Genomic DNA, 24,916 nt, shown 5'->3' with positions numbered 1-24,916 from the left:
CTCCACAGGCCGCAAGCCGGATTTCACCTCTCGCAGTCCCCAGAAAGGCCGCCCGCCATGATGCGTTTTCACTTTCCCGTCGTGATCATTGACGAGGACTTCCGCTCCGAGAACACCTCGGGCCTCGGCATCCGTGCGCTGGCCGACGCGATCCAGAAGGAGGGGATGGAGGTGCTGGGCGTCACCAGCTACGGCGACCTGTCGCAGTTCGCGCAGCAGCAAAGCCGTGCCAGCGCGTTCATCCTGTCGATCGACGACGAGGAGCTGGTCGAGGCCGACGGCAGCAGCGAGCCGGTGAAGGCGGTGGTGAGCCTGCGCAAGTTCATCGAGGAGATCCGCTTCAAGAACGCCGAGATCCCGATCTACCTGTATGGCGAGACGCGCACCTCGCAGCACATCCCGAACGACATCCTGCGCGAGCTGCACGGCTTCATCCACATGTTCGAGGACACGCCGGAGTTCGTGGCGCGCCACATCATCCGCGAGGCCAAGAGCTACCTCGATTCGCTGGCGCCGCCGTTCTTCCGGGCGCTGCTGCACTACGCGCAGGACGGGTCGTATTCGTGGCACTGCCCGGGCCATTCGGGCGGCGTGGCCTTCCTGAAGAGCCCGATCGGCCAGATGTTCCACCAGTTCTTCGGCGAAAACATGCTGCGCGCCGACGTGTGCAACGCGGTCGAGGAGCTCGGCCAGCTGCTCGACCACACCGGCCCGGTGGCCGACAGCGAGCGCAACGCCGCGCGCATCTTCAATGCCGACCACTGCTTCTTCGTCACCAACGGCACCAGCACCTCCAACAAGATGGTGTGGCACCACACGGTGGCGCCGGGCGACGTGGTGGTGGTGGACCGCAACTGCCACAAGTCCATCCTGCACAGCATCATCATGACCGGCGCGGTGCCGGTGTTCCTCACGCCCACGCGCAACCACTACGGGATCATCGGCCCCATTCCGCAGAGCGAGTTCACCCGCGAGGTCATCGAGAAGAAGATCGCGGCCAACCCGCTGCTGGCCGGGGTGGACCCGAAACAGGTGAAGCCGCGCATCCTCACGCTCACCCAGAGCACCTACGACGGCGTGCTCTACAACACCGAGACCATCAAGAGCCTGCTCGACGGCTACGTGGACACGCTGCACTTCGACGAAGCCTGGCTGCCGCACGCCGCCTTCCACAAGTTCTACGGCACCTACCACGCCATGGGCAAGGGCCGCACGCGCCCCAAGGAGGCGATGACCTACGCCACACAGTCCACGCACAAGCTGCTGGCGGGCATCAGCCAGGCCTCGCAGGTGCTGGTGCAGGACTCGCAGACGCGCAAGCTGGACACGCACCTCTTCAATGAGGCGTACCTGATGCACACGTCCACCAGCCCGCAGTACGCCATCATCGCCAGCTGCGACGTGGCCGCCGCGATGATGGAGCCGCCCGGCGGCACCGCCCTGGTGGAAGAGAGCATCAAGGAGGCGCTGGACTTCCGCCGTGCCATGCGCAAGGTCGACAAGGAGTTCGGCAAGGACTGGTGGTTCAAGGTCTGGGGCCCGGACCGGCTCAATGCCGACGGCATCGGCCGCCAGGACGACTGGGTGCTGCAGGCCAACGAGAAGTGGCACGGCTTCGGCAACCTGGCGCCGGGCTTCAACATGCTCGACCCGATCAAGTCCACCGTCATCACGCCGGGGCTCGACGTGACCGGCAAGTTCGCCAAGACCGGCATCCCGGCGTCCATCGTCACCAAGTTCCTGGCCGAACACGGCGTGGTGGTCGAGAAGACGGGGCTGTACTCGTTCTTCATCATGTTCACCATCGGCATCACCAAGGGCCGCTGGAACACGCTGGTGACGGCGCTGCAGCAGTTCAAGGACGACTACGACAAGAACCAGCCGATGTGGCGCATCCTTCCGGAGTTCTGCGCGGCGCACCCGCGCTATGAACGCATGGGCCTGCGCGACCTCTGCCAGGCCATCCACGAGATGTACGCCAAGGGCGACATCGCGCGCCTGACCACCGAGATGTACCTGTCGAACCTGCATCCGGCCATGAAGCCGAGCGAGGCCTTCGCCTGCATCGCGCACCGCAAGACCGAGCGCGTGGGCATCGACCAGCTCGAAGGCCGGGTGACCACCTCGCTGCTCACGCCTTACCCGCCGGGCATTCCGCTGCTGATCCCGGGCGAGCGCTTCAACAAGAAGATCGTGGACTACCTGCGCTTCACCCGCGAGTTCAACGCCGCCTTCCCGGGCTTCGACACCGACGTGCACGGGCTGGTGGAGGCCGAGGAAACCGTGGGCGGGCAGCGCCACTACTACGTGGACTGCGTGAAGGACTGAGGCGGGGCTGCCGCCGCTCGCTCAGGCGTGCTCGGCCAGCCGCTGCAGCTGCTGGCCGTTGGCCTTGCAGCTGGCGCGAAACACGCTGCTCAGGCGGCTGTCCTTCGACGCCCGCTGCCAGAACCCAAGGGCGGCACTGCAGGCCGCATTCCATTCGGGCCGCTGCGGCGGCAACGGCAGCGGCGGCGCGAACTCCCGCGCCGGCAGCTCGCCGCCCGGCAGCGGCGCATACAGCATCGGCAGCATGTCGTAGGCCGGCGCCAGCACGAAGCGGCCTTCCAGCGGCATGAAGCTCAGGTTGCCGGTGTGCATGTCGGTGTTGCCGATCAGCCGGCCGAACCACCACAGGCGGCGGATGCGCTGTGCGTCGTCTTCGCCCAGCAGGCCGGCCGCCACCAGGCGTTCGGCCAGGCGCGTCCAGTCGGTGGAGGTGTCGCCGATGAAGGCGGCGTTCACCGTTTCGAGCCCGATGAGCGCGCTGCGGCCGAAGGCGCCGTGCCGGTCGAAGCGTTCGAGCTCGAGGAAGGTGCGGCCGGCATGCTGCACGACGCGGCTGCGGGCGCTGGCCTGGTCCGGCAGGCCTTCCGCGATGCATTCGAGCGCCAGGTGCTCGCACACCAGCAGGTCCGACCAGCGGCGCACGGCGGCGGAGCGGTCTGCGCCGGAGAACTTGACCAGCACATGCGGCGTGCGGCTGCCCGCGAGCTGGCGCTGCGCCGCGAACTTGGGAAATTCACCGGCCGCGCTGGAGCCGGCCACGCCGGTGGCGATGGCTTCCTCGGCCAGTGCGGCATAGGCCGGGCCGAGCTGCGGCTCGGCCAGCGGCGCAGGCGGTGCGAGCTTGCCGGACAGCCAGCGCTCGTAGGCCAGGTTGCCCAGGATCAGGTTGCCGCTCACGTCCGACCCCAGCCGGCTCAGCACGTGGAGCACATCGTCGTCGGACCAGGCCTGCAGGTCGGCCGACACGCCCAGCTCGCGGTGCGAGGCACGGGCCAGCTGCCGGCCCATGTAGCCTTGCGGCCGCATGTCGTATAGGGGGTAGGGGAGCCCGCCCCACCAGCCGTCGCGCGACTCCTCGGGCACCGGCCAGCGGCTGCCGGACAAGTCCATCCAGGTGCCCTGCGGCGCCACCAGGGCCAGCGGCCCCAGCAGGTCGGCGCGTCCGGCGGCGTCGACTTCATAGACAGGCAGCTCGGACAGATCGCCGCGCAAGGGGCGGCGCAGCGCATAACGGGTGCGGCGCGCGCGGCCGGTGGCCAGCACCTGCGGCTGCACCTCCTGCAGCAGCCGGTGCAGCGTGGCGAGGCTCACGCTCAGCCGCGCGGCCAGGTCGGCCGCGCCGGCGGCGGGCTGGCGGCCCAGGGTGGAGAGCAGCTGGTCGCGGGCGGTCTGGTTGCGTGGGCGCATGGTTATGAGAAGATACTTGAGGCGATTTTATCGCCTCTTTCTCCTCATGCGCCTGTGTTCTTCGACGCGTGTTTTGAGAAGATTCCTGGCGCTATTGGCGGCGATCAGGCCACATGCGAGATCAGCACGCCCGGGGCGGGGGTTGCCGCGCCTTCAGGCTCGAGCCCGGCACCCAGCTGCGACATCGGCGAGGTGGGCGAGCGGCGCACCGCCACGCCGACCGACACCATGTCGATCACCAGCAGGTGCAGGATGCGCGAGATCATCGCGATGAAGGTCGAGCTGTCCTCGGTGTGGTCGACCGGAATGCACACGGTGGCCTTCTTGGCCAGCGGCGACTTGCTGGCGGTGATGGCGATGACCGAGGCGCCGCGTTCCATGGCCAGGGTGGCCGCACGCACCAGGTCGTTGGGCTGGCCGGAGCTGGAGATGAACACCGCCACGTCCTTCGGCCCCAGGAGTTCGGCGGCCATCGACTGCATCGACACGTCGGTGTGGGCCACCGACGGGATGCGGAAGCGGAACAGCTTGTGCTGCGCGTCGAGCGCCACCACCGACGAATTGCCGATGGCATAGAACTCGACCCGCTTGGCCTCGCGAAGGATGTCGATGGCACGGTCCACCGCGTCGACATTGAGCGACTCGCGGAACTGCACGATCGCCGAGATGGTGTTGTCGAGCACCTTGGCGCACAGGTCGGGCGTGGCGTCCTGCCGGCGAACCTGGGTGCGTTGCACGGGGATGGTGCCGGTGAGGCCCGAGGCCAGCTTGAGCTTGAAGTCCGCCAGGCCCTGGAAGCCCAGCGAGCGACAGAAGCGGATCACCGTGGGCTGGCTCACCTCGGCCATCTGCGCGATCACCGCGATGGCATCGTTGAGCACGGTGCGCGGGTTGTCGAGCACGAAGTCGGCCACGCGGCGCTCCGCCGGCGACAGCGAGGTGCGCGCGGCGCGCACCCGCTCCATCAGCGGGTTGCCGCCTTCCTGGGCCGGCACGTGCTCGGCCAGCAGCGACGACACGCCGTGGAAGGCCGGGTTCTCGGCGGTGAGCACGTAGGTCGGAATGCGGGCCACATAGCCCGAGAAGCGGCCCTTGGCCTCGAAGCGTTCGCGGAATGGCGACCGCAGGAAGAACTCGCCCAGACGCGGCACGATGCCGCCGCCCACGTAGATGCCGCCGGTGGCGCCCAGCGTGAGCGCGAGGTTGGAAGCCACCGTGCCCAGCATCGCGCAGAAGCACTCGACCGTCTCGACGCAATAGGGGCACAGGTTCTGCAGCGCCCGCTGCACCACGTCGGCCGCCTTGAGCTGGCGGTCGCGCACGTCGCCGTGCCCGTCGATGAGCGCCTGGTAGATGAGCTCGAGCCCGGGCCCGGAGACCAGCCGCTCGGCCGACACGTGCGGCATGCTCTTCCACACATGGGCCAGGACCCGCAGCTCCCGCTCGTCGGTGGGCGAGAAGCTCACATGGCCGCCTTCGGTGGCCAGCGTGAACCAGCGGTCGCCGGTGGGGATGAGGCCCGAAACGCCCAGGCCGGTGCCGGGGCCGAGCAGCCCGATCACGCCGTTGGTCTGCGGCTCGCCGCCGCCCACCTGCATGCGGCCTTCGGCGCCCACGCGCGGCAGCGACATGGCCAGCGCGGTGAAGTTGTTCACCACCAGCAGGGTGGCCAGGCCGAGCGCGCGCTGAGCCTCCTGGATCGAGAACTCCCAGTCGCGGTTGGTCATGCGCACCCGGTCGCCCTCGATCGGGTTGGCCAGCGCCACCGCGCCGTGTTTCGGATGCAGACCCTCCGGCAGGCCGTCGAGGTAGGCCTTCATCACCTCGGCGAAGCCGGAATAGTCGGCGCAGGGCAGCACCGTCACATAGTCGAAGCGGCCGGGCAGCTGCTCCAGGCAGAAGCGGGCATAGGTGGCGCCGATGTCGGCGAGCAGCCGCGGCTCGGGGTAGGGCACCTGCGAAGGCCAGCCCATGTCAGGCACCCCCTTGGTGGGCTGCGGTGCGGACGGGTCGAGCAACAGGGACATGGTGGCCGTAGTCGGTTGTAACTACAGCCACTGTACCGAATCGGGTGGTCCTGCTGCCTGCTCGCATACGCGCAACCGGTGTGATCAGCGCAAACCCGCCGGTGCACGCTCGAGCAGCACGTACGGCCCGGCACCCTGAAGCACCACGCTGCCGTTGCGCACGATGGCGGTCGTGCCGCTGTAGGCGTCGCGTACGGCCTGCCCTTCGGCGAAGGCGGTGCCCACCGGCAGGCTCGCTGCGCCGGCAGCGTTCATCGCGACCACCACCGCGTCGCCGCTGGCACGGTCGACGCGGGCGAAGGTGTAGGGCGCGTCGCTGAGCTTCTGGTGCTCGCCGCGTGCCAGGGCCACATGCCGCGCGCGGAAGCTGCCGAGCTTGCGCCAGTGCGCCAGCACCGCGGCATCGGCACTGGCCCAGTTCATGTCGGACCGGGTGGCCTGCTGCGGGTCGCTGCCCGGCACCGGGCCGGCGGGCCGTGCGGTTTCGTCGCCGTAGTAAATCTGCACGGCCCCGGGGGCCAGCAGCAGGGCGGCGCCCGACTCGATGAGCCGGGTGCGGTCGGACAGCCGGGTGTCGTGCGACGAGATGTAGTTGAGCATCTGCGCCGGCTTGCCGGCCTGCAGCTTGGCGTACTCGGCAAACAGCTTCTCGGGCTGCGCGTACTGGCCGGCGCGTTCCTGGAAGTCGAAGTTGATCATCGCGTCGAAGCCGGCGTCATGCAGCTTGCCGCGCTCGGGCCCGTGGCCCCAGTACTCGCCCACCATCCAGAAGGGTGCGTCGTCGATCTTCCTGGCGGGGTTCCTGGTCTTCCAGTCGGCCAGCGCCTTCACCGCCTCGGCCTTGAGCTCCGCCCAGGCGGCGGGCTCCACATGCTTCACCGTGTCGGCCCGGAAGCCGTCGATGCCGTATTCGCGCACCCAGTCGGTCAGCCACTTGACGAGGTAGCCGCGCACCGTGGTGTTCGGCAGGTCCACTGCCTTGGTGTCGGGCTTGCTGCGCAGGAACTTCGGCAGCTTGACCGGCTCGGTGCTGTCGGTGCGGAAGTCGGGCAGGTAGGCGAGCTGCGAGGTCAGGTCGTCGCGGCCGCCGTCGATGTAGCCGGGCAGCCCGGCGCGCACCCAGTCGCGCCCCCACCAGTCGCCGAAGGCGAAGTTGTTGTAGTCGATGAACGAGTGGTAGTTGCGCAGCGTGGCGTTCTCGGCGTTCGGCCACAGCACCTTCACGCCGAGGTCCTGGGCGGTCCGGATGTCGAGGTAGCCGGGGTGGTTGAGCACCACGTCGAACAGCACGCGGATGCCCTGCGCGTGCGCGGTGTCCACCAGCTCGCGCAACTCGTCGGGCGTGCCCATGCTGCGGTCGAGCACCGTGTAGTCGAGCGCGTAATAGCCGTGGTAGGCGTAGTGCTTGAACTCCTTGTTGCCGCCTACCACCCAGCCGTGGATCTGCTCGTAGGGCGCAGTGATCCAGAGCGCGTTGACGCCCAGCTCCTTGAACCAGCCCTGCCTGAGCTTGTGGGTCAGGCCCTTGAGGTCGCCGCCGTGGAAGGTGCCGACGTCTTCGCGGGCGGAGGCTTCGCGGCTGCGGCCGTAGCTGTTGTCGTTGCCGGGGTTGCCGTTCTCGAAACGGTCGGTGACGACGAAATAGACGATCGGGTTGTCGGCGAAGCTGCCGGACACCGCGGCGGGCGCGGGCTGCGGCGCTGCGGCAGGTGCGGCCGGGGCCGGGGCCTGCCGCACCGCGGTCGGCGCCGTCGAGCCGCAGGCGGCCAGCAGGGCGAGCAACAGCGGCGACAGCAGGTGTCGGGCGGCGAAGGGCATGGGCAGGTCCTGGAGGCTGCGCATCAGCATCACTTACTTGCAGGGCTTGGCCTCGCGGCCCTTCCTTGCTTCTTCGAGCGAGGTGTAGATCTTGCGGTCGCCGTCGTTGACCCAGATCTCCTGGGTCGCGTTGCCGTCGAAGCTCATGTCGCGGCCGCCCTGGTCCTTGGTGTCGCCCTTGTGGATGATGTAGTTCACCTTGCCCTTCACGTAGTCGTCGAGCTTGGTGTGCCAGTACACGCCGAAGTCGTCCTTGCCGGTGGGCATCATGGGCTTCTGCCATTCGACGCCGACGAGCGGGATGCCCGGGTCCTTCCACAGGTGCAGGCCCCAGCCGGCGTAGTTGCCGTCGCAGCGGTTGTAGTGGATGGCCACCGAGCCGGCGGGCGGGGCGGACTGTGCAAAGGCAGAGCCGGCCACCAGCAGCGAAGCCAGCATGACGTGAAGTTTCATGTGCGTGTCTCCTCGATGCGAGGTTGGTTGTTGGAGGACTAACCCTTGATGCCGCCCGAGGTGAGGCCGGAGATCATCCATTTCTGCGCGAGGATGAACACGACCGTGATCGGCAGGCCGGAAAGAATGGCGGCGGCCGCGAAGTCGCCCCAGAGGTATTTCTGCTCGTACAGGAAGAGCTTGGAACCCACCGCCAGCGTGAGCTGGCTTTCCTGCTTGAGCAGGATGGAGGCGACCGGGTATTCGATGATGGCGCCGATGAAGGCCAGCAGGAACACCACCATCAGGATGGGCACCGCCATCGGCAGCAGCACCAGCCTGAAGGCCTGCCACGGCGTGGCGCCGTCGACCTTGGCCGCTTCCTCGATCTCGACCGGGATGGTGTCGTAGTAGCCCTTGATGGTCCACACGTGCAGCGCGATGCCGCCGGCATAGGCGAGCACGAGCGACGCGTGGCTGTCGATGCCGAAGAACGGGAACACGTTGCCGATGCGGTCGAAGATCGCAAAGATGGCCACGAGTGCCAGCACGGCCGGGAACATCTGGATGAGCATCAGCGCCGACAGCGCCGTCTGCTTGCCGCGGAACTTCATGCGGGCGAAGGCGTAGGCCGCGGTGGTCGACAGCAACAGCGTAACGATGCCGGTGACGAAGGCGATCTTGATGGAGTTCCACAGCCACAGCAGCACCGGGAAGGGCGGTGTCACGAGGCGCCCGTCGGCGTCCTGGTAGCTGATGCCCAGCGCGAGCTTCCAGTGCTCGAAGCTGATGGTCTCGGGGATCAGGCTGCCGGTGGCGAAGTTGCCCGGCCGCAGCGAGATCGACAGGATCATGAGGAACGGAAAGATCACCAGCGCGATCAGGCCGATCATGAAGGCGTGCGCGGCCAGCACGCGCCAGCGGTGGGACTTGTCGAGGACGATGGCCATCTTTGCGTGCCTCCTCAGCGGGTTTCGTCTTGCGCCACCTTCGTGAAGCGCATGTTGATGAGCGACAGCACGGCGACCATCGCGAAGATGACCGTCGAGATGGCGGCGGCCAGGCCGAACTGCTGGCCCGAGTCCTGGAAGGCGATGCGGTAGGTGTAGGAGACCAGCAGGTCGGTGGTGCCCGCCGGCACGCTGGTGTCCAGGAAGTCGGGCCGCCCGCCGGTGAGCAGGCTGATCAGCACGAAGTTGTTGAAGTTGAAGGCGAAGGCCGAGATCAGCAGCGGCGTGAGCGGCTTCAGGATCAGCGGCAGCGTGATGCGGAAGAAGTTGGTGAGCGGGCCGGCGCCGGCTACCGCCGAGGCCTCGTACAGGTCGGCCGGGATGGCCTTGATGAGCCCCATGCAGACCACCATCATGTACGGGTAGCCCAGCCAGGTGTTCACGATGAGCAGCATCACCTTGGCCAGGAACGGATCGCTGAACCAGGCCGGCTTGATGCCGAACAGCGCGTCGAGGATCAGGTTGATCTCGCCGAAGTTGTTGTTGAACAGGCCCTTGAACACCAGGATCGAGATGAAGCCCGGCACCGCGTAGGGCAGGAACAGCAGCGTGCGGTAGACGCCCTTGAAGCGCAGAGCGTCCCAGTTCAGCAGCACCGCCAGGAACATGCCGAGCGATGCGGCGAACACCACGGTGAGGGCCGAGAACACGACGGTCCACACGAAGATGCGGATGAAGGGCTCCTGGAAGGCCTTGTCGGTGAAGATGCGGGCGTAGTTGTCCCAGCCGGTGCCCACGCGGAAGCCGGGCGCCACGCGCTCGCCGGCGGCGGTTTCGTAGAAGCCGGTGGCCTTGTTGGCCTTGAGCACGGTGGCGTCTTCGCGATTGACGAGCGTGCCGTCGGCGCGCTGCTCGTACAGCGGCTCCACCGGCGCGAACTCGCGCAGGCTGGTCATGCGCACGGCCTTGCCGTCGGGCATCTTGATGGTGAGCTCGCGCAGCCTGGGCTGCAGTGCGATCACGTCCTTGAGCGGCAGCGCATCGGCCAGCGCGATGCCGGAGGCCTGCAGCGGCTGCGCCTCCACTTCCAGCGGCGTGTTCCTGCTGAGCGCGAGTGGGCCGGTGACGAACACCGCCGAAGCGTCCTCGTTCTCGAGCCGGCCGCGGTATTCGCGGCCGTCGCCGTGCAGGCTGAAGGCATAGGCCGGGCCTTCGGCGCGGTGCGTCTCGTCGAGCAGGTAGCGGGTGGCGCGCTCGAAGGTCAGCAGGTTCTTGGAGCTGTAGTTGGTGAAGCCGATCGCCATCGTGTAGAGGATCGGGAACACCACGAAGATCAGCGTGGCGGCGATGCCGGGGAACAGGTAGCGCCACGCGTAGGTGCGCGCCGAGCTGTAGACCCACACGGCCAGGGCCACGATGACGAGGATGGTGCCGGCCAGCAGCGTCTCGCCCGCCGCGTAGACGAGCACCGAGATGTACAGCGCGGCCAGGCCGAACAGGGCGAAGGTCGCAGGGACGAGCCAGCGTTTCATGTCAGGAGAGGGCGGGCAGGGCTTGGATACGGCGGCCGGAAAGGGCAGGGGGCGATTCGATGCGGCAGGCAGCCCGCCTCGTGGGCAGGCTGCCTGGCATCAGCGGGCGTCATGCACGCACGCTTCACACGGATCCGTCGGTTCCGTTGGTTCGGTTGGTTCAGTTCGTTCTGATCACTTGGCCGAGATGCGCTTGGCGGCAGCATCCAGCGCTTCCTTCGGGCTCTGGCGGCCCTCGGTCATGTTCTGCAGGGCCGACTGCATGGACGACCAGAAGCGACCCATCTCCGGGTTGTTGGGCATCGGCGAGCCGTCCTGCGCGCTGGCCATGGTGGCCTGGATGTTCGGGTCGCTCTTCAGCTCGGCGAACAGCTTCTTCGACGCGGGGGTGCCGAGCGGCACGTCGGCATTGATGGTCTTCAGGCCGTCGACGCTCAGCATGTAGTTCTCGATGAACTCCACCGCCACGTCGCGGTTCGGCGAGGCCTTGGAGACCATGGCGCCCATCACGCCGACGAACGGCGCGGCCTTCTTGCCGCCCACGGTCGGGATCTTGGCGACGCCGAAGTTGATCTTCGACTTCTTGAGGTTGTCCCAGGCCCAGGGGCCGTTGATCATCATGGCGATCTTGCCCTGGTTGACGCCGGACTCCATGTCGGCATAGCCGGCGCCCTTGGGCATCACGCCGTCCTTGACGAGCTTGTTCAGCGCTTCGGCGCCCTTGAGCGCACCGGCGCTGGCCACGCCGGTGTCGGCCGGGTCGTAGCTGCCGTCGGCCTTCTGCTTGAAGGCATAGCCGCCGTTGGCGGCCAGCAGCGGCCAGGTGAAGTAGGTGTTGTTGTAGTCCCAGAGGATGGCCTTCTTGCCCTGGGCGCTGAGCTTCTTGTCGAGCGCGGCGATCTCTTCGATGGTCTTGGGCGGGTTGGGCACCAGGTCCTTGTTGTAGATCAGCGAGACGGCTTCGATCGAGATCGGGTAGCCCCAGGTCTTGCCGCCCACGGTGAAGGCCTTCATCGCCAGCGGATCGATGTCGGCCAGCGCCTTCTTCGATGGCGACAGCGGCTGCAGCAGGCCGCCGGCGATCCACTCGCCGATGCGGTCGTGCGCCCAGATCCAGATGTCGGGTCCCTTGCCGGCGGCTGCGGCCTGCTGGAACTTGCCGGGGGCGTCTTCGGGATGCTCGACCACCACCTGCACGCCGGTCTTCTTGGCGAACTCGTCACCGACCTTCTGCAGGCCGTTGTAGCCCTTGTCGCCGTTGATCCAGATGAGCAGCTTGCCCGGCTCGGCCGCGGCTGCCTGGCCGGCGAAACCGGCAGACAGGGCCAGCGCAGCGGCGGCGGCCACCAGCTGGATGCGTTGACGTTGAATCTTCATTGCCTATCTCCTTTGTGTACGCCTCTTGTGGGCTGTGCGGTTGGGAACGGACGGGAAAAAAGATCGGTCGCGCGGCGGATCAGCCGGCTGCCGTGCGGGGCAGGGCCCGGCCTTCGGTGTCGAACAGGTAGCAGCGCGAGGGCGGCAGCGCCATGTGGGCGGTCTGGCCCGGTACCAGCGGGTTCTCGGGCGCGGCGCGCACCACCACCGGGGCTGCGGCGCCCTGCACCTGCACATACAGGTAGGTCACGTCGCCCAGGTGTTCTGCCACCTGCACCTGGCCGAGCAGTGCGTTGGGCACGTCTTCCGTGCCGGCCTGCAGGTGCTCGGGGCGCACGCCCAGCGTGAGCTTGCTGCCTGTGGCTTGCGAGGTGGCGTCGACCGCCGCGCGAACGGTGGCGCCGTCGTCGAGCCGCACGGTCGCTTCCGTGGCCGTGGCCGACACCAGCGTCGCCTCGATGAAGTTCATCTTCGGCGAACCGATGAAGCCCGCCACGAACAGGTTGGCAGGGTGGTGGTACAGCTCCATCGGCGTGCCCACCTGCTCGATGCGCCCGGCGTTGAACACCACGATGCGGTCGGCCAGCGTCATGGCTTCCACCTGGTCGTGCGTCACGTAGACCATGGTGGTCTGGAGCTCCTTGTGCAGGCGGGCAAGCTCCACCCGCATCTGCACGCGCAGGGCCGCATCGAGGTTGGACAGCGGTTCGTCGAACAGGAACACGCCGGGTTTGCGCACGATGGCGCGGCCGATGGCCACGCGCTGGCGCTGGCCGCCCGACAGCGCCTTCGGCTTGCGCTCCAGCAGGTGCTCGATCTGCAGGATCTGCGCGGCGCGCTGGATGGCCGACTGCTGGTCGGCCTTGCCGAAGCCGGCCAGCCGCAGCCCGAAGGCCATGTTCTCGGCCACCGTCATGTGCGGGTAGAGCGCATAGCTCTGGAACACCATCGCGATGCCGCGCTTGGCCGGCGGCACTTCGTTGACCAGCTGCCCGCCGATGTGCAGCTCGCCGCTGGTGATCTCTTCGAGCCCGGCGATGCAGCGCAGCATGGTGGACTTGCCGCAGCCCGACGGGCCCACGAACACGATGAACTCGCCGTCGCGGACTTCGAGGTCGATGCCGTGCAGCGTCTGGACGTCGCCGTAGGACTTGCGCAGGGCCTTGAGTTGCAGGTTCGCCATGTCTGTCTGTTCAGTTCACCGTTCAGTTCACCGTTGGGCGGAGGATTGCAGCTGGCCGAAGTAGGCGCCCCAGCCCGGCAGCGAAAGCCGCGCGCCTTCGCGCCGGGCGGTGTGCGCGGCGTCGAAGCCGTGGCCGGCCAGCGGAGTGCTGTCCGGGGCTCCGGGCAGTTCGACGTCAACGGCCTGGGCGCCCAGGTTGAAGACCGCAAAAACCCCAGGGCCGCCGTCGCCGGCTTCCGGCTCGCGCACCAGCGCCAGCACCGGCTCGAGTGCGTCGATGAAGCGGATGCTGCCGCGCACCAGGGCTGGCAGCGTCTTGCGCCAGGCCAGGAACCGGCGGGTGAAATGCAGCGGCGAGCCGAGGTCGGCGTCGTTGACGTCCACCGCGCGTGCCGCATGTTCGGGCGGGACCGGCAGCCACGGCCGCACCGTGCGGTCGCCGCTGAAGCCGGCGTTGGGCAGCTTGCTGGCCCAGGGCATGGGCGTGCGGCAGCCGTCGCGGCCCTTGAACTCGGGCCAGAAGGTGATGCCGTAGGGGTCCTGCAGCAGCTCGAACGGGATCTCGGCCTCGGGCAGCCCCAGCTCGTCGCCCTGGTACCAGCAGGCGCTGCCGCGCAGCGACAGCAGCATGGCCAGGGCCAGCTTCGAATAGTCGGGGGTGGCCTGCGGGCCGCCCCAGCGTGTGAGCACGCGCTGCACGTCATGGTTGCCGATCGACCAGCAGGGCCAGCCGCCCTGCATGCGGGCCTCGAGGTCCTCGACCTGCTGGCGCACGTAGGCCGCGGTGTTCTCGTTCGTCAGCAGGTTGAAGCTGTACGCCATGTGCAGCTTGTTGCCGCCCGCGGTGTAGGCCGCCATGGTGGCCAGCGAGTCGTCGTCGCCGACTTCGCCCACGCAGGCCGCGCCATGGGCGTTGAGCCTGGCGCGCAGCTTCTCGAGGAAGGCGATGTTCTCCGGCTGGGTCTTGTCGTACAGGTGGCGCTGGAACCCGTAGGGGTTGCTGGCCTGCACGCTCTTGGTGTCGCGGGTGGCGGCCGGCGGGTTGTCGCGCAGCTGCCGGTCGTGGAAGTGGAAGTTGCAGGCGTCGAAGCGGAAGCCGTCCACGCCGCGGTCGAGCCAGAACTGCACGTCGTCCAGGATCTGCTGCTGCACCGCCTCGCAGTGGAAATTGAGGTCGGGCTGGCTGGTGAGGAAGTTGTGCAGGTAGTACTGGCGGCGGCGCGAGTCCCATTGCCAGGAGGAGCCGCCGAACACGCTCAGCCAGTTGGTGGGCGGCGTGCCGTCGGGCCTGGCGTCGGCCCACACGTACCAGTCGGCCTTCGGGTTGTCGCGGCTGGAGCGGCTTTCCTTGAACCACTCGTGCTGGTCGGAGGTGTGCGACAGCACCTGGTCGATCATCACCTTCAGGCCGTGCTGGTGCGCCACCGCGACGAGCCGGTCGAAGTCGGCCAGCGTGCCGAACAGCGGGTCGATGTCGCGGTAGTCCGAGATGTCGTAGCCGAAGTCCTTCATCGGCGACTTGAAGAACGGCGAGATCCACACGGCATCGACGCCCAGGCTGGCCACGTAGGGCAGCTTGTCGATGATGCCCGGCAGGTCGCCCACGCCGTCGCCGTTGCTGTCGGCAAAGCTGCGCGGGTAGATCTGGTAGATCACGCCGCCACGCCACCAGTGCGGATCGTGCGGAGTCGTCGAGAGAGCTTGCGTCATGCGAGTCGTCGTGTTGGTTTCAGGCAATGCAGCGAAAGGTAGTGAGACAAGACCCGGAGCGCAATGTCGTTCGTCCTGAGGCAACGCGAGGCAGGCCCCCAGGCCTGCCAACGCACCCCCGATGGACGCCGCGGATCCGGCTCCGCCGGTCCGCAGGCGTCGCCCCCTTGAGGGGGAGCGCCGAAGGCGCTACGGGGGTGGGGCCCATCACCACCAGGCTTCGACCTGCACCCCGTAGTTCATGCCGTTGGTCTTGGTGCCGAACACGCCGTTCGTGCCCACGTCGCCGGCCGCGCTGTTCCACTTGGCATAGGTGGCGAAGGCGCGGAACACCGGGCGTGCCCAGAAGCCGCGTGACAGGGCCACCTGCGGCGCCACCGTCAGCTTGGCCAGCTTGGCGTCCGGTTCGTTCGGACGGCTGACCTGGTCGTAACCGGCTTCGACGGCGAGGCTGAAGTTGTCGTTGAAGTTGTACTGCGGGCGCACGCCGAGGCTGACCCACTCGCGCTTGCCGGGGTTGCTGCCCCACACGCCGCCGAAGGAGCAGCACTCGAGCTTGGCGTAGACGAAGGTGGCCATGCCCGACCAGTTGGTGCCCTTCAGGTCGACGTACAGCTGGTCGACGATGCGGAACTGGTCGCCGGGGGTCTCGTCCGTCTTGGCGCCGCCGTTGTAGGTGGGGGCCCAAGGCACGCCGCCCAGCTTGTCGCCCCAGATGAAGGCCAGCTTGTTGAAGCCGCCCAGCATCGACTGGGTGTGCTCGAGCATGAGCATCGTGCCCTTGCCGGTGGCGTCGGGGCCGGCGGTGTCGCCCTTCAGGAAGACGATTTCGCCTTCCAGCTTGCCGCCCGGGTTGACTTCGATGTCATACAGGCGCGCGGCATATCGCTTGGGGGCGATGGCATTGGCCGCCTGGGAGTTGCCGCCGTTCTGGTGGAACGAGAAGGCGAACTTGCCGAAGCCGCCCAGCTTCACGTCGTCCAGGCCGAAGCCCTGGCCGCTGTTGTTCCAGTAGTAGTAGTCGTTGATGTGAACGTCGTGGCGGTTGTAGTAGCGCTTGCCCACCCAGATGGAGGCGTCTTCGAGCGCGCCGGCCGGGAAGAAGCCGCCGGCCTGGAAGAAGTTCTGGCGGTTGGCAATGTTGAAGGAACCGTCCTTCACGTCGGAGAAGTCGCTTTCGGTGCCTTCCTGCAGCGCGAGCATCAGGTTGTAGTTGGCCCAGGCGCCGTCCGACTTGCCGAACGGCACCTTCAGCGCGGCTTCACCATAGGTGTCGCACTCGTTGCCGAGGCGGTACTTCACGTCGGCCGGGCCGCCGAGCTTGAAGCACTGCTGGTTGCCGCCTTCGCTGGTGGTGCCGGTTCCGGTGCGCAGGTAGCCGTGGAATTCCACGCCCTCGGCATGGACTGCCGGCACGCCGAACGCGCCGGCGACCGCCGCAGCGGCTGCCAGAAGTTTGAACTTCGCTTTCATCGCAACTCACTCCTCGTTGGTTTTTGCTGAGATTGCCGACCCGGGCTGCAGACCAGCCTTGCCGGCGGTTGGGGAACCCTCTTTCCGCGGGACAACCTTCGCGTAGCAACACTACACGCTTACGTGTAGTTTTGAGACATCGCGACTCTAGTAGCCAAACTACGTGGATTGAACGAGGGTTTACCCAGGTAAGCTTCGCGACCTCTGTGGCCCTGTACGGTCAATCGCAAGGGCGGCTATGGACACTCCGTAGGGGCTGTACTACGATCGCGAAGTAGTTTTCCTACATCGAGGTAGACAGGGTTCATGCAGCAACAGGGCACCTATCCCCGGCTGGTCGGGGACATTGGCGGAACGAACGCGCGGTTCGGCTGGATCGAGCGGCAGGGCGGCGAACTGGAGGGGGTGGTGGCCTATCCGGCGGCCGATTTCCCGACCTTGCAGGACGCGATGCAGCGGTATCTCGACGACCACCAACGCAAGCCGCCGCGCTGGTGTGCGATCGGCATTGCGAATCCGGTGGTGGGCGACCAGGTGAAGATGACGAACCACCACTGGTCGTTCTCGATCAGCGGGGTGCAGCGCAATCTCGGCATGGACCGCTTCCTGGTCATCAACGACTTCACCGCCCTGGCGCTGTCGCTGCCGGCCCTTCGGGCGGACGACCTGCGGCAGGTCGGTGGCGGGCGCGCCGTGGCGGGGGCTCCGCTGGGCCTCCTGGGTGCCGGGACCGGGCTGGGTGTTTCGGGTCTGCTGCCTGCGATGGCCGGCCACGGCGCGATTCCCGTCAACGGTGAGGGCGGGCATCAGACGCTGGCCGCCATGGACGATGCGGAGGAGGCCGTGATCCGCGCGCTGCGCGAGCGGTTCGGTCACGTCTCCGCGGAGCGGGCGTTGTCCGGGCCGGGGCTGGTCAATCTCTATGAGGCAGTCTGCAAGGTCCGCGGCGCGCCGGTGCAACCCTTGAAGGCCGCCGACGTCAGCCGCAGAGCGGTCGACGGCAGTGATCCGCAGTGTGTCGAGGCGCTGGAGCTGTTCTGCAGCTTTCTCGGCAACGTGGCGGGCAATATCGCGCTGACGCTCGGTGCGCTCGGCGGCATGTACATTGGCGGCGGCATCGTTCCCCGCCTCGGCCCCTGGTTCGACCGCTCGCGTTTCCGTGAGCGCTTCGAGAGCAAGGGGCGCTTTCGCGGCTACCTGGCGGGCATTCCCACCTATGTCGTGCAGGCGTCGGTGTCGCCGGCCCTGATCGGTGCGGCCCGGGCGCTCGACGACCTGTAGGGCCCAGCCGGGCCCATCTCAGACGAAGGAGACATCCAACAATGCGCAAGACTGGACGCGGCCGGCAAGGCCTGGGGTTGGCCGTGCTGTACATGAGCCTGGTCGCGGGCTTCGCCGCCTCGCCGCTGGCGGCGACCTCCGCCGAGCCGGCTGCCAAGAAGGCGGCAAAGGCCCGCTCGTGGGAGATCGGCGAATTCACCACGGTGCGCCTTGCTCCGAAGGAATCGGGTGCGCCCGACAACGATCACCCGGTGGCGCTCAATGCGGAGGGGTTGCGCGCCCAGCTCGCCGCGGTGCAGGTCGTCGTGAGGGACAAGCCGGAGGCGCTGTTCGGGCCGGATGAGCTGCAGGAGCTCTTGCGCCCGCTCACCGAGGCCCTGGCTGCGGCCGGGCCGGGCGAAGACGTGCTGCTGCTCAGCACCTCGCGACGCGACGCGGGCTTTCTCGGGACTCCCTATGGCATCACCGCGCGCCTGTTCGTGCAGGGCCAGTCGCTGCAATTCATCGTGCATGACGCCCGGCTCGACTTCTTCAATGCCTACCGGGGCACGAAGGTGCTGCCGACCTTCGTCTACGGCTCACGCGCCACCGCGGGGGCGGACACGATTCGCAGCGCCTCGGCGACGTCGCGCCGCCCAGATTGGCTGGCATTCCTGCTGAATGCGCCCGTGCCGACGCTGGTGCCGGTGGCGCCCGCAACGCTGCTGCCGGCGCCAGCGCCCGCGGCTCGTGCCGTTCCGCCGCCCGCCGCCGCGACGCCTGCGCCCGCGCCGAACCCCGGCTTCTACGACGCCCAGGCGGAACGTCTGCGCGGCCTCAAGCGCCTGCGCGACCAGGGGCTGATCACCGAAGAGGAATACCAGCAGAAGCGTCGCGAGATCCTGCAGACGCTCTGAGCACTGGCTGGGGATGGTTGCGCAGGGGCCCCGTGCAGCACGCACGGCCCCTTGTGCATTCAGGCGGCGTCGTCTTCCGACACGCCCATCATGTGGCTGTAGCCGGCGTCCACGTAGGTGATCTCGGCCGTCACGCCGGCGGCGAGGTCCGACAGCAGGAAGGCGGCCACGTTGCCGACGTCGTCGATGGTGACGTTGCGCTTGAGCGGGGAAGTCTGCTCGACCTCGTGCAGCATCTTGCTGAACCCCTTGATGCCCGAGGCGGCGAGCGTCTTGATGGGGCCGGCCGAAATGCCGTTGACCCGCACGCCCTTGGGGCCCAGGCTGGCGGCGAGGTATCGCACGCTGGCTTCCAGGGCCGCCTTGGCCAGTCCCATGGTGTTGTAGCTCGGCACGGCGCGCACTGCGCCGAGGTAGCTCAGGGTAAGCAGGGCGGCATTGGGCGACAGCATCGGCGCCGCGGCCTTGGCCATGGCCGGGAAGCTGTAGGCCGAGATCTCGTGCGCAATGCGGAAGTTTTCCCGCGTGAGGCCCTCGAGAAAGTCTCCGGCAATGGCCTCGCGCGGCGCAAAGCCGATCGAGTGCACGAAGCCGTCGAGCTGCGGCCATGCCTTGCCGAGGTCGGCGAAGAGGCGGGCGATCTGGGCGTCGTCGCCGACGTCGCAGTCGAACACGAGGTTCGAGTCGAACTCGGCGGCGAATTCGGTGATGCGGTCCTTGAAGCGCTCGCCCACGTAGCTGAAGGCGAGTTCGGCTCCTTCGCGCTTGCAGGCCCGAGCAATGCCGTAGGCGATCGAGCGGTTGGACAACAAACCGGTGATCAGCAGCCGCTTGCCGGCAAGAAAGCCCATGGAGGTCTCCACTCTCGAAGTTTTGGAAAGCTTGCGATTCTGGCACGTGGGGCTGCACCTGAGCGGCTTGACAGGCCCATGCCTTGCTTGTAGTCGCAGCTCGGGCTACAATGCGCCTTTCGCTAGGCAACCGAGTGGGCGGGGAAATCCAGCCCATTTTTTTTGGCGAAACGGTTTTGTCAGCGCACCGGCTTTCCGGTGCCTTTTTTGGAAGATTCGGTCACCTTTGATGAATTGGCACGCCGCCGTCGAGCGCACAGTCACCGGGCTGGGTTATGACCTGGTCGATTGCGAGCGGAGCTCGCAGGGGCTGCTGCGTGTCTTCATCGACCGCGTGCCGGGGCAGGTCTACGAAACCGGCGACAGCGAGTCGGTCACGGTGGACGACTGCGAGAAGGTGACGCGCCAGCTGCAATACGCCCTGGAAGTCGAATCCGTCGACTACAGCCGCCTGGAGGTGTCGTCCCCCGGCCTCGACCGCCCGCTCAAGCGGCCGGCCGATTACGAGCGCTTCGCCGGCGCCGAGGTCGACATCACCCTGAAACTGGCGTTCCAGGGTCGCAAGAAATACCGCGGAGTGCTCGGCGCCGCGCCCGAGGGCGGCTGGCAGCTGGTATTCCTGGACGGCAAGGAAGAAAAGGTTTTGGGTTTTTCGCTCGACGAGGTCCGCGAGGCACGACTGGTGCCGGTGGTGGACTTCAAGGGGCGTGCCCGCAAGCAGCGGCCAGAAGCCGCCGAGGCGGGTGAGACGAGGTTATCCGGAGGTCACGAAGAATGAACCGCGAACTGTTGATGCTGGTGGATGCGATCTCGCGCGAGAAGAGCGTGGATCGCGACGTCGTCTTTGGCGCCGTCGAAGCCGCGCTGGCTTCCGCCACCAAGAAGCTTCACGGCGGCGAAGTCGATATCCGCGTGGCGGTCGATCGCGAGAGCGGCGTCTACGAGACCTTTCGCCGCTGGCACGTGGTGCCCAACGAAGCCGGTCTTCAGATTCCGGACGCCGAGATCCTGCTGTTCGAAGCCCAGGAGCAGATCGCCGACATCGAGGTCGACGACTACATCGAGGAGCCGATCGAGTCGGTGCCGATCGGCCGCATCGGCGCACAGGCGGCCAAGCAGGTGATCCTGCAGAAGATCCGCGACGCCGAGCGCGAGCAGCTGCTCAACGACTTCCTGTCGCGCGGCGACAAGATCTTCGTCGGCACTGTCAAGCGGCTGGACAAGGGCGACATCATCGTCGAGAGCGGCCGGGTGGAAGGGCGCCTGAAGCGTAGCGAGATGATCTCCAAGGAGAACCTGCGCTCCGGCGACCGGGTTCGTGCCTACATCGCCGAGGTGGACCCCACCGCGCGCGGCCCGCAGATCATGCTGTCGCGCAGCTCGCCGGCTTTCATGATCGAGCTGTTCCGCCAGGAAGTGCCTGAAATCGAGCAAGGCCTGCTCGAGATCAAGAGTTGTGCCCGTGACGCCGGTTCGCGCGCCAAGATCGCCGTGCTGTCGCACGACAAGCGTGTCGACCCGATCGGCACCTGCGTCGGCGTGCGCGGCTCGCGCGTCAACGCCGTGACCAACGAGCTCGCCGGCGAGCGCGTGGACATCGTGCTGTGGTCCGAAGACCCGGCCCAGTTCGTGATCGGCGCGCTTGCGCCGGCCAACGTGCAGTCCATCGTGGTCGACGAGGAGAAGCACGCGATGGACGTGGTGGTGGACGAAGAGAACCTTGCCATCGCGATCGGTCGCGGCGGCCAGAACGTGCGCCTCGCCTCCGAGCTGACCGGCTGGCGCATCAACATCATGACGGCCGAGGAATCGCAGGCGAAGCAGGCCACCGAATCCGACTCGATCCGCAAGCTGTTCGTCGAGAAGCTCGACGTGGACGAGGAAGTCGCCGACATCCTCATCGAGGAAGGCTTCACCAGCCTCGAGGAAGTGGCCTACGTGCCGCTTCAGGAGATGCTGGAGATCGAGTCCTTCGACGAGGACACCGTCAACGAGCTGCGCACCCGTGCCAAGGACGCGCTGCTGACGATGGAGATCGCCAAGGAAGAGCGGGTGGACGAGGTGTCGCAGGACCTGCGCGACCTCGAAGGGCTCAACGGCGAGCTGATCGCCAAGCTGTCGGGCGCCGGCATCCACACCCGCGACGACCTGGCCGACCTGGCCGTCGACGAACTGACCGAGATTGCCGGCGTTGACGACGCTCAGGCCAAGGCTCTGATCATGAAGGCCCGTGAACACTGGTTCACTGCCTGAGCCTGACTGACGCATACGACGACGCCGACACAGAACGCACACGCAAGGACTACACACAATGGCCGTGACCACCGTCGCACAGTTCGCCGCCGAGCTGAACCGCCCGGCGACGACACTGCTCGAGCAGCTCCAGTCTGCGGGCGTCAAGAAGGCGTCCGCGGAAGACGCGCTCACCGAAGCTGACAAGGAACGTCTGCTCGACTTCCTGCGCTCGTCGCACGGAACGGCCGGTGCCGAGCGCAAGAAGATCACCCTGACGAAGAAGTCCACCACCGAGATCAAGCAGGCCGACGCTTCCGGCAAGGCGCGCACGATCCAGGTGGAAGTGCGCAAGAAGCGCGTCTTCGTCAAGCGCGATGACGCCCCGGCTGAAGAGCCGGTGGTTGCCGCCAAGGCCCCCGTGGTCGACGAAGCCGAACTCGCGCGCCGCGAGGAAGAGGCCAATCGCCAGGCCGAGCTGCTGCGCCGCCAGGAAGAAGAACTGGCCGAAAAGCGCCGCCAGCGCGAAGAGCAGGAGAAGCGCGAACGCGAGGCTGCCGAGGCCCGTGCACGCGAGGCGGCCGAGCGCGCTGCAGCCGAGGCAGAGGCCGCTGCCAAGGCCAAGGCCGAAGCCAAGATCGCAGAAACCGCAACGACCGCCACTCCGGAGCCTGCCTCTGCACCCGCACCCGCACCCGCAACGGCTCCTGCCACCCCGGCTCCCGCGGAGCCGCCGGCCAAGCCCGCCGTGCGCGTGGTGAAGGCGGCCGACATCGAAGCCGAAGAGAAGCAGCGTCTGGCCGACCTCGAGAAGCGCCGCAAGGCTGCCGAAGCCGAGGCGGCGGCCATTCGCGCCATGATGGCGGCGCCCAAGAGGGTGCTCACCGCCAAGAAGCCCGAAGAGCCGAAGCCTGCGGAAGCCGGGAAGGAAGGCATCAAGGGCACGATCCACAAGCCGAAGGCCGGCGCGACCGCCGCTGCCCCGGGCACGGCTGCGGCGCCCGCCGGCGCCAAGCCTGGCGACAAGAAGTCGGTCAAGTCCGAGAAGCTGTCGTCCAGCTGGGCCGACGACGCCAAGAAGCGCGGCCAGCTCAAGACCCGCAACGACACCGCCGGTGGCGGCGCGCGCGGCGGCTGGAAGGCGCCTCGCGGCGGTCGCCGCGGCGACCGCGGCGGTGATTCCACTTCGAGCTTCACGCCGCCGATCGAGGCGCAGGTGTACGAAGTGCACGTGCCCGAGACCATCTCCGTGGCCGACCTGGCCCACAAGATGTCGGTCAAGGCCTCCGAAGTCATCAAGCAGCTGATGAAGCTGGGCCAGATGGTCACCATCAACCAGCAGCTCGACCAGGAGACCGCGATGATCCTGGTCGAGGAAATGGGCCACAAGGCGTTTGCCGCCAAGCTCGACGACCCGGAAGCCTTCCTCGAGGAAGACGAGGCCGGCGAGCAGCAGGTGGAAGTGCTGCCGCGTGCTCCGGTGGTCACCGTCATGGGCCACGTAGACCACGGCAAGACCTCGCTGCTGGACTACATCCGCCGCAGCCGGGTCGCCGCGGGCGAAGCGGGCGGCATCACGCAGCACATCGGCGCCTATCACGTCGACACGCCGCGCGGCACCATCACCTTCCTGGATACGCCGGGTCACGAGGCCTTCACCGCCATGCGTGCCCGTGGCGCCAAGGCGACGGACATCGTCATCCTGGTGGTGGCCGCCGACGACGGCGTGATGCCGCAGACCAAGGAAGCGATTCACCATGCCAAGGCGGCGGGCGTGCCCATCGTCGTGGCCATGAACAAGATCGACAAGCCCGAAGCCAACCCCGAGCGCGTGAAGAGCGAACTGGTGGCCGAAGAGGTGGTGCCCGAGGACTTCGGCGGTGACTCGCCTTTCGTGCCCGTGTCGGCCAAGACCGGACAGGGCGTGGACGAGTTGCTGGAGCAGGTGCTGCTGCAGGCCGAAGTGCTGGAGCTCACCGCACCGAAGGATGCACCGGCCAAGGGCCTGGTCATCGAAGCGCAGCTCGACAAGGGCCGCGGCCCCGTGGCCACTGTGCTGGTGCAGTCCGGCACGCTCAAGCGCGGCGACGTGGTACTGGCCGGTTCGAGCTACGGCCGCGTGCGCGCCATGCTCGACGAAACCGGCAAGCCGGCGCAGGAGGCGGGCCCGTCGATTCCGGTCGAGATCCAGGGCCTGACCGAAGTGCCGCAGGCCGGTGACGAGTTCATGGTGCTGGCCGACGAGCGGCGTGCGCGCGAAATCGCGACCTTCCGCTCGGGCAAGTACCGCGACGTGAAGCTGGCCAAGCAGCAGGCTGCCAAGCTCGAGAACATGTTCGAGCAAATGGGGGCCGGCGCGGTGCAGAACCTGCCGCTCATCATCAAGGCCGATGTGCAGGGTTCGCAGGAGGCGCTGGCCGCTTCGCTGCTCAAGCTCAGCACCGACGAGGTGAAGGTGCAGATCGTGCACGCCGCAGTAGGCGGCATCAGCGAAAGCGACGTCAACCTGGCGCTGGCCTCCAAGGCGGTGCTCATCGGCTTCAACACGCGTGCCGATGCGGGTGCGCGCAAGCTGGCCGAGAACAACAACGTCGATATCCGCTACTACAACATCATTTACGACGCGGTCGACGAGATCAAGAGCGCCATGTCCGGCATGCTGGCGCCCGAGCAGAAGGAAGAGGTCATCGGCACCGCCGAGATCCGTCAGGTGTTCAAGGCTTCCAAGGTCGGCGCGATCGGCGGTTGCATGGTCACCTCGGGCGTCATCCGCCGCAACGCGCGCCTGCGCCTGCTGCGCGAGAACGTGGTCATCTACACCGGCGAGCTCGATTCGCTCAAGCGCTTCAAGGACGACGTCCGCGAGGTGAAGGAAGGCTTCGAGTGCGGCTTGAACATCAGGAACTACAACGACATCCAGGAGGGTGATCAATTGGAGTTCTTCGAGATCAAGGAAATCGCGCGCTCCTTGTAGGCGGTGGTTTCGGCCTGAAGCAAACCCCGCCCTCGCAAGACGGCGGGGTTTGTCGTTAACGGCAGGAGCATTCGATGCGACACAAACAACGTTCCATTCCCAACCGCAGCTTCCGGGTGGCCGACCAGATCCAGCGCGATCTGGCCGACCTGATCCGCGAGCTGAAGGATCCTCGCATCGGCATGGTGACCCTCAATGCCGTGGAGGTGACGCCCGACTACGCGCATGCCAAGGTGTTCTTCTCGCTGCTGGTGGGCGACCCGCAGGAGTGCGAGGAGGCGCTGAACGAGGCCGCCGGCTACCTGCGCAACGGCCTGTTCAAGCGCCTGCAGATCCACACCGTGCCGACGCTGCACTTCAGCTTCGACCGCACCACCGAGCGGGCGGCCGAGATGAGCGCGCTCATCCACCGGGCCAACGCCGACCGCGCCAAGGACTGACCGCC

18 protein-coding genes are annotated in these 24,916 nt (G+C 67.3%); 7 read left to right on the top strand and 11 right to left on the bottom strand.

The features are described 5' to 3' along the window. Positions 1-57: 57 nt before the first annotated feature. Positions 58-2,328, top strand: coding sequence for an arginine/lysine/ornithine decarboxylase (locus tag E8D38_RS08050; RefSeq protein ID WP_140627665.1), 2,271 nt, complete (start codon positions 58-60; stop codon positions 2,326-2,328). Positions 2,329-2,349: 21 nt separating this feature from the next. Here E8D38_RS08050 and yjjJ read toward each other — a convergent pair whose 3' ends face one another. From yjjJ to E8D38_RS08000, 10 genes are all read right to left on the bottom strand, one after another. Next, on the bottom strand, positions 2,350-3,735 hold the full coding sequence (yjjJ, locus tag E8D38_RS08045) for a type II toxin-antitoxin system HipA family toxin YjjJ (RefSeq protein ID WP_140627663.1): 1,386 nt from the start codon (positions 3,733-3,735) through the stop codon (positions 2,350-2,352). Positions 3,736-3,839: 104 nt separating this feature from the next. Further along, positions 3,840-5,708: a glucokinase gene (locus tag E8D38_RS08040; RefSeq protein WP_425462760.1), complete on the bottom strand. Its 1,869-nt coding sequence runs from the start codon at positions 5,706-5,708 to the stop codon at positions 3,840-3,842. Between the two features lie 138 nt (positions 5,709-5,846). Then, positions 5,847-7,604 (bottom strand): alpha-amylase family glycosyl hydrolase, encoded by a 1,758-nt coding sequence (locus E8D38_RS08035; protein ID WP_246099399.1) that lies wholly within the window; start codon positions 7,602-7,604, stop codon positions 5,847-5,849. A gap of 9 nt (positions 7,605-7,613) precedes the next feature. Further along, positions 7,614-8,033, bottom strand: a complete 420-nt coding sequence (locus tag E8D38_RS08030) for a pullulanase-associated domain-containing protein (protein ID WP_181178985.1) — start codon at positions 8,031-8,033, stop codon at positions 7,614-7,616. Between the two features lie 38 nt (positions 8,034-8,071). After that, a complete protein-coding gene (malG, locus tag E8D38_RS08025) occupies positions 8,072-8,962 on the bottom strand; it encodes a maltose ABC transporter permease MalG (protein WP_140627658.1) in 891 nt (296 codons plus the stop codon). Between the two features lie 14 nt (positions 8,963-8,976). Then, on the bottom strand, positions 8,977-10,494 hold the full coding sequence (gene malF, locus E8D38_RS08020; RefSeq protein ID WP_140627657.1) for a maltose ABC transporter permease MalF: 1,518 nt from the start codon (positions 10,492-10,494) through the stop codon (positions 8,977-8,979). 174 nt (positions 10,495-10,668) lie between these two features. Continuing rightward, positions 10,669-11,871, bottom strand: coding sequence for a maltose/maltodextrin ABC transporter substrate-binding protein MalE (malE, locus tag E8D38_RS08015; protein ID WP_140627655.1), 1,203 nt, complete (start codon positions 11,869-11,871; stop codon positions 10,669-10,671). A gap of 79 nt (positions 11,872-11,950) precedes the next feature. Then, positions 11,951-13,054, bottom strand: a complete 1,104-nt coding sequence (locus tag E8D38_RS08010) for an ABC transporter ATP-binding protein (RefSeq protein ID WP_140627654.1) — start codon at positions 13,052-13,054, stop codon at positions 11,951-11,953. Between the two features lie 27 nt (positions 13,055-13,081). Next, positions 13,082-14,764: an alpha-glucosidase gene (locus E8D38_RS08005; protein WP_140627652.1), complete on the bottom strand. Its 1,683-nt coding sequence runs from the start codon at positions 14,762-14,764 to the stop codon at positions 13,082-13,084. 207 nt (positions 14,765-14,971) lie between these two features. Continuing rightward, on the bottom strand, positions 14,972-16,237 hold the full coding sequence (locus E8D38_RS08000) for a maltoporin (protein WP_140627650.1): 1,266 nt from the start codon (positions 16,235-16,237) through the stop codon (positions 14,972-14,974). A 306-nt stretch (positions 16,238-16,543) separates the two neighbouring features. On the opposite strand from E8D38_RS08000, the gene E8D38_RS07995 reads away from it, so the two are divergent. Both E8D38_RS07995 and E8D38_RS28220 read left to right on the top strand, forming a co-directional pair. Beyond that, entirely contained in the window at positions 16,544-17,518 is a 975-nt protein-coding gene (locus E8D38_RS07995) for a glucokinase (RefSeq protein WP_140627648.1), read from the top strand. 41 nt (positions 17,519-17,559) lie between these two features. Further along, positions 17,560-18,414: an SHOCT domain-containing protein gene (locus tag E8D38_RS28220; RefSeq protein ID WP_219851681.1), complete on the top strand. Its 855-nt coding sequence runs from the start codon at positions 17,560-17,562 to the stop codon at positions 18,412-18,414. A 59-nt stretch (positions 18,415-18,473) separates the two neighbouring features. Here the strand turns inward: E8D38_RS28220 and fabI are convergent, their stop codons facing one another. Further along, complete coding sequence (gene fabI, locus E8D38_RS07985; RefSeq protein WP_140627647.1) at positions 18,474-19,265, bottom strand: enoyl-ACP reductase FabI; 792 nt, start codon at positions 19,263-19,265, stop codon at positions 18,474-18,476. 229 nt (positions 19,266-19,494) lie between these two features. On the opposite strand from fabI, the gene rimP reads away from it, so the two are divergent. The 4 genes from rimP to rbfA all read left to right on the top strand — a co-directional run bounded on the left by rimP (position 19,495) and on the right by rbfA (position 24,911). Beyond that, complete coding sequence (rimP, locus tag E8D38_RS07980; protein WP_140627646.1) at positions 19,495-20,043, top strand: ribosome maturation factor RimP; 549 nt, start codon at positions 19,495-19,497, stop codon at positions 20,041-20,043. Then, positions 20,040-21,518: a transcription termination factor NusA gene (gene nusA, locus E8D38_RS07975; protein ID WP_140627644.1), complete on the top strand. Its 1,479-nt coding sequence runs from the start codon at positions 20,040-20,042 to the stop codon at positions 21,516-21,518. The genes rimP and nusA overlap by 4 nt, the downstream gene beginning before the upstream one ends. A gap of 58 nt (positions 21,519-21,576) precedes the next feature. Further along, entirely contained in the window at positions 21,577-24,471 is a 2,895-nt protein-coding gene (gene infB / locus E8D38_RS07970) for a translation initiation factor IF-2 (protein ID WP_140627642.1), read from the top strand. 74 nt (positions 24,472-24,545) lie between these two features. After that, a complete protein-coding gene (gene rbfA / locus E8D38_RS07965; RefSeq protein ID WP_140627640.1) occupies positions 24,546-24,911 on the top strand; it encodes a 30S ribosome-binding factor RbfA in 366 nt (121 codons plus the stop codon). The last annotated feature ends 5 nt before the right edge of the window (positions 24,912-24,916 follow it).

The sequence above is a fragment of the Methylibium rhizosphaerae genome, assembly GCF_006386545.1.
Classification (GTDB): Bacteria; Pseudomonadota; Gammaproteobacteria; order Burkholderiales; family Burkholderiaceae_C; genus Pseudorivibacter; species Pseudorivibacter rhizosphaerae.
The sequence above is the reverse complement of the archived record's forward strand: the minus strand, read 5'-3'. Positions and strand labels throughout refer to the sequence as shown.

Coding starts and splice junctions, on each gene's coding strand:
- rbfA (WP_140627640.1), top strand. CDS start 24,546: ATGCGACACAAACAACGTTCCATTCCCAACCGCAGCTTCCGGGTGGCC.
- fabI (WP_140627647.1), bottom strand. CDS start 19,265: ATGGGCTTTCTTGCCGGCAAGCGGCTGCTGATCACCGGTTTGTTGTCC.
- yjjJ (WP_140627663.1), bottom strand. CDS start 3,735: ATGCGCCCACGCAACCAGACCGCCCGCGACCAGCTGCTCTCCACCCTG.
- E8D38_RS08030 (WP_181178985.1), bottom strand. CDS start 8,033: ATGAAACTTCACGTCATGCTGGCTTCGCTGCTGGTGGCCGGCTCTGCC.
- malE (WP_140627655.1), bottom strand. CDS start 11,871: ATGAAGATTCAACGTCAACGCATCCAGCTGGTGGCCGCCGCCGCTGCG.
- E8D38_RS08050 (WP_140627665.1), top strand. CDS start 58: ATGATGCGTTTTCACTTTCCCGTCGTGATCATTGACGAGGACTTCCGC.
- E8D38_RS08040 (WP_425462760.1), bottom strand. CDS start 5,708: ATGGGCTGGCCTTCGCAGGTGCCCTACCCCGAGCCGCGGCTGCTCGCC.
- malF (WP_140627657.1), bottom strand. CDS start 10,494: ATGAAACGCTGGCTCGTCCCTGCGACCTTCGCCCTGTTCGGCCTGGCC.
- E8D38_RS08035 (WP_246099399.1), bottom strand. CDS start 7,604: ATGCGCAGCCTCCAGGACCTGCCCATGCCCTTCGCCGCCCGACACCTG.
- infB (WP_140627642.1), top strand. CDS start 21,577: ATGGCCGTGACCACCGTCGCACAGTTCGCCGCCGAGCTGAACCGCCCG.
- E8D38_RS08000 (WP_140627650.1), bottom strand. CDS start 16,237: ATGAAAGCGAAGTTCAAACTTCTGGCAGCCGCTGCGGCGGTCGCCGGC.
- E8D38_RS08010 (WP_140627654.1), bottom strand. CDS start 13,054: ATGGCGAACCTGCAACTCAAGGCCCTGCGCAAGTCCTACGGCGACGTC.
- malG (WP_140627658.1), bottom strand. CDS start 8,962: ATGGCCATCGTCCTCGACAAGTCCCACCGCTGGCGCGTGCTGGCCGCG.
- E8D38_RS08005 (WP_140627652.1), bottom strand. CDS start 14,764: ATGACGCAAGCTCTCTCGACGACTCCGCACGATCCGCACTGGTGGCGT.
- rimP (WP_140627646.1), top strand. CDS start 19,495: ATGAATTGGCACGCCGCCGTCGAGCGCACAGTCACCGGGCTGGGTTAT.
- E8D38_RS28220 (WP_219851681.1), top strand. CDS start 17,560: ATGCGCAAGACTGGACGCGGCCGGCAAGGCCTGGGGTTGGCCGTGCTG.
- E8D38_RS07995 (WP_140627648.1), top strand. CDS start 16,544: ATGCAGCAACAGGGCACCTATCCCCGGCTGGTCGGGGACATTGGCGGA.
- nusA (WP_140627644.1), top strand. CDS start 20,040: ATGAACCGCGAACTGTTGATGCTGGTGGATGCGATCTCGCGCGAGAAG.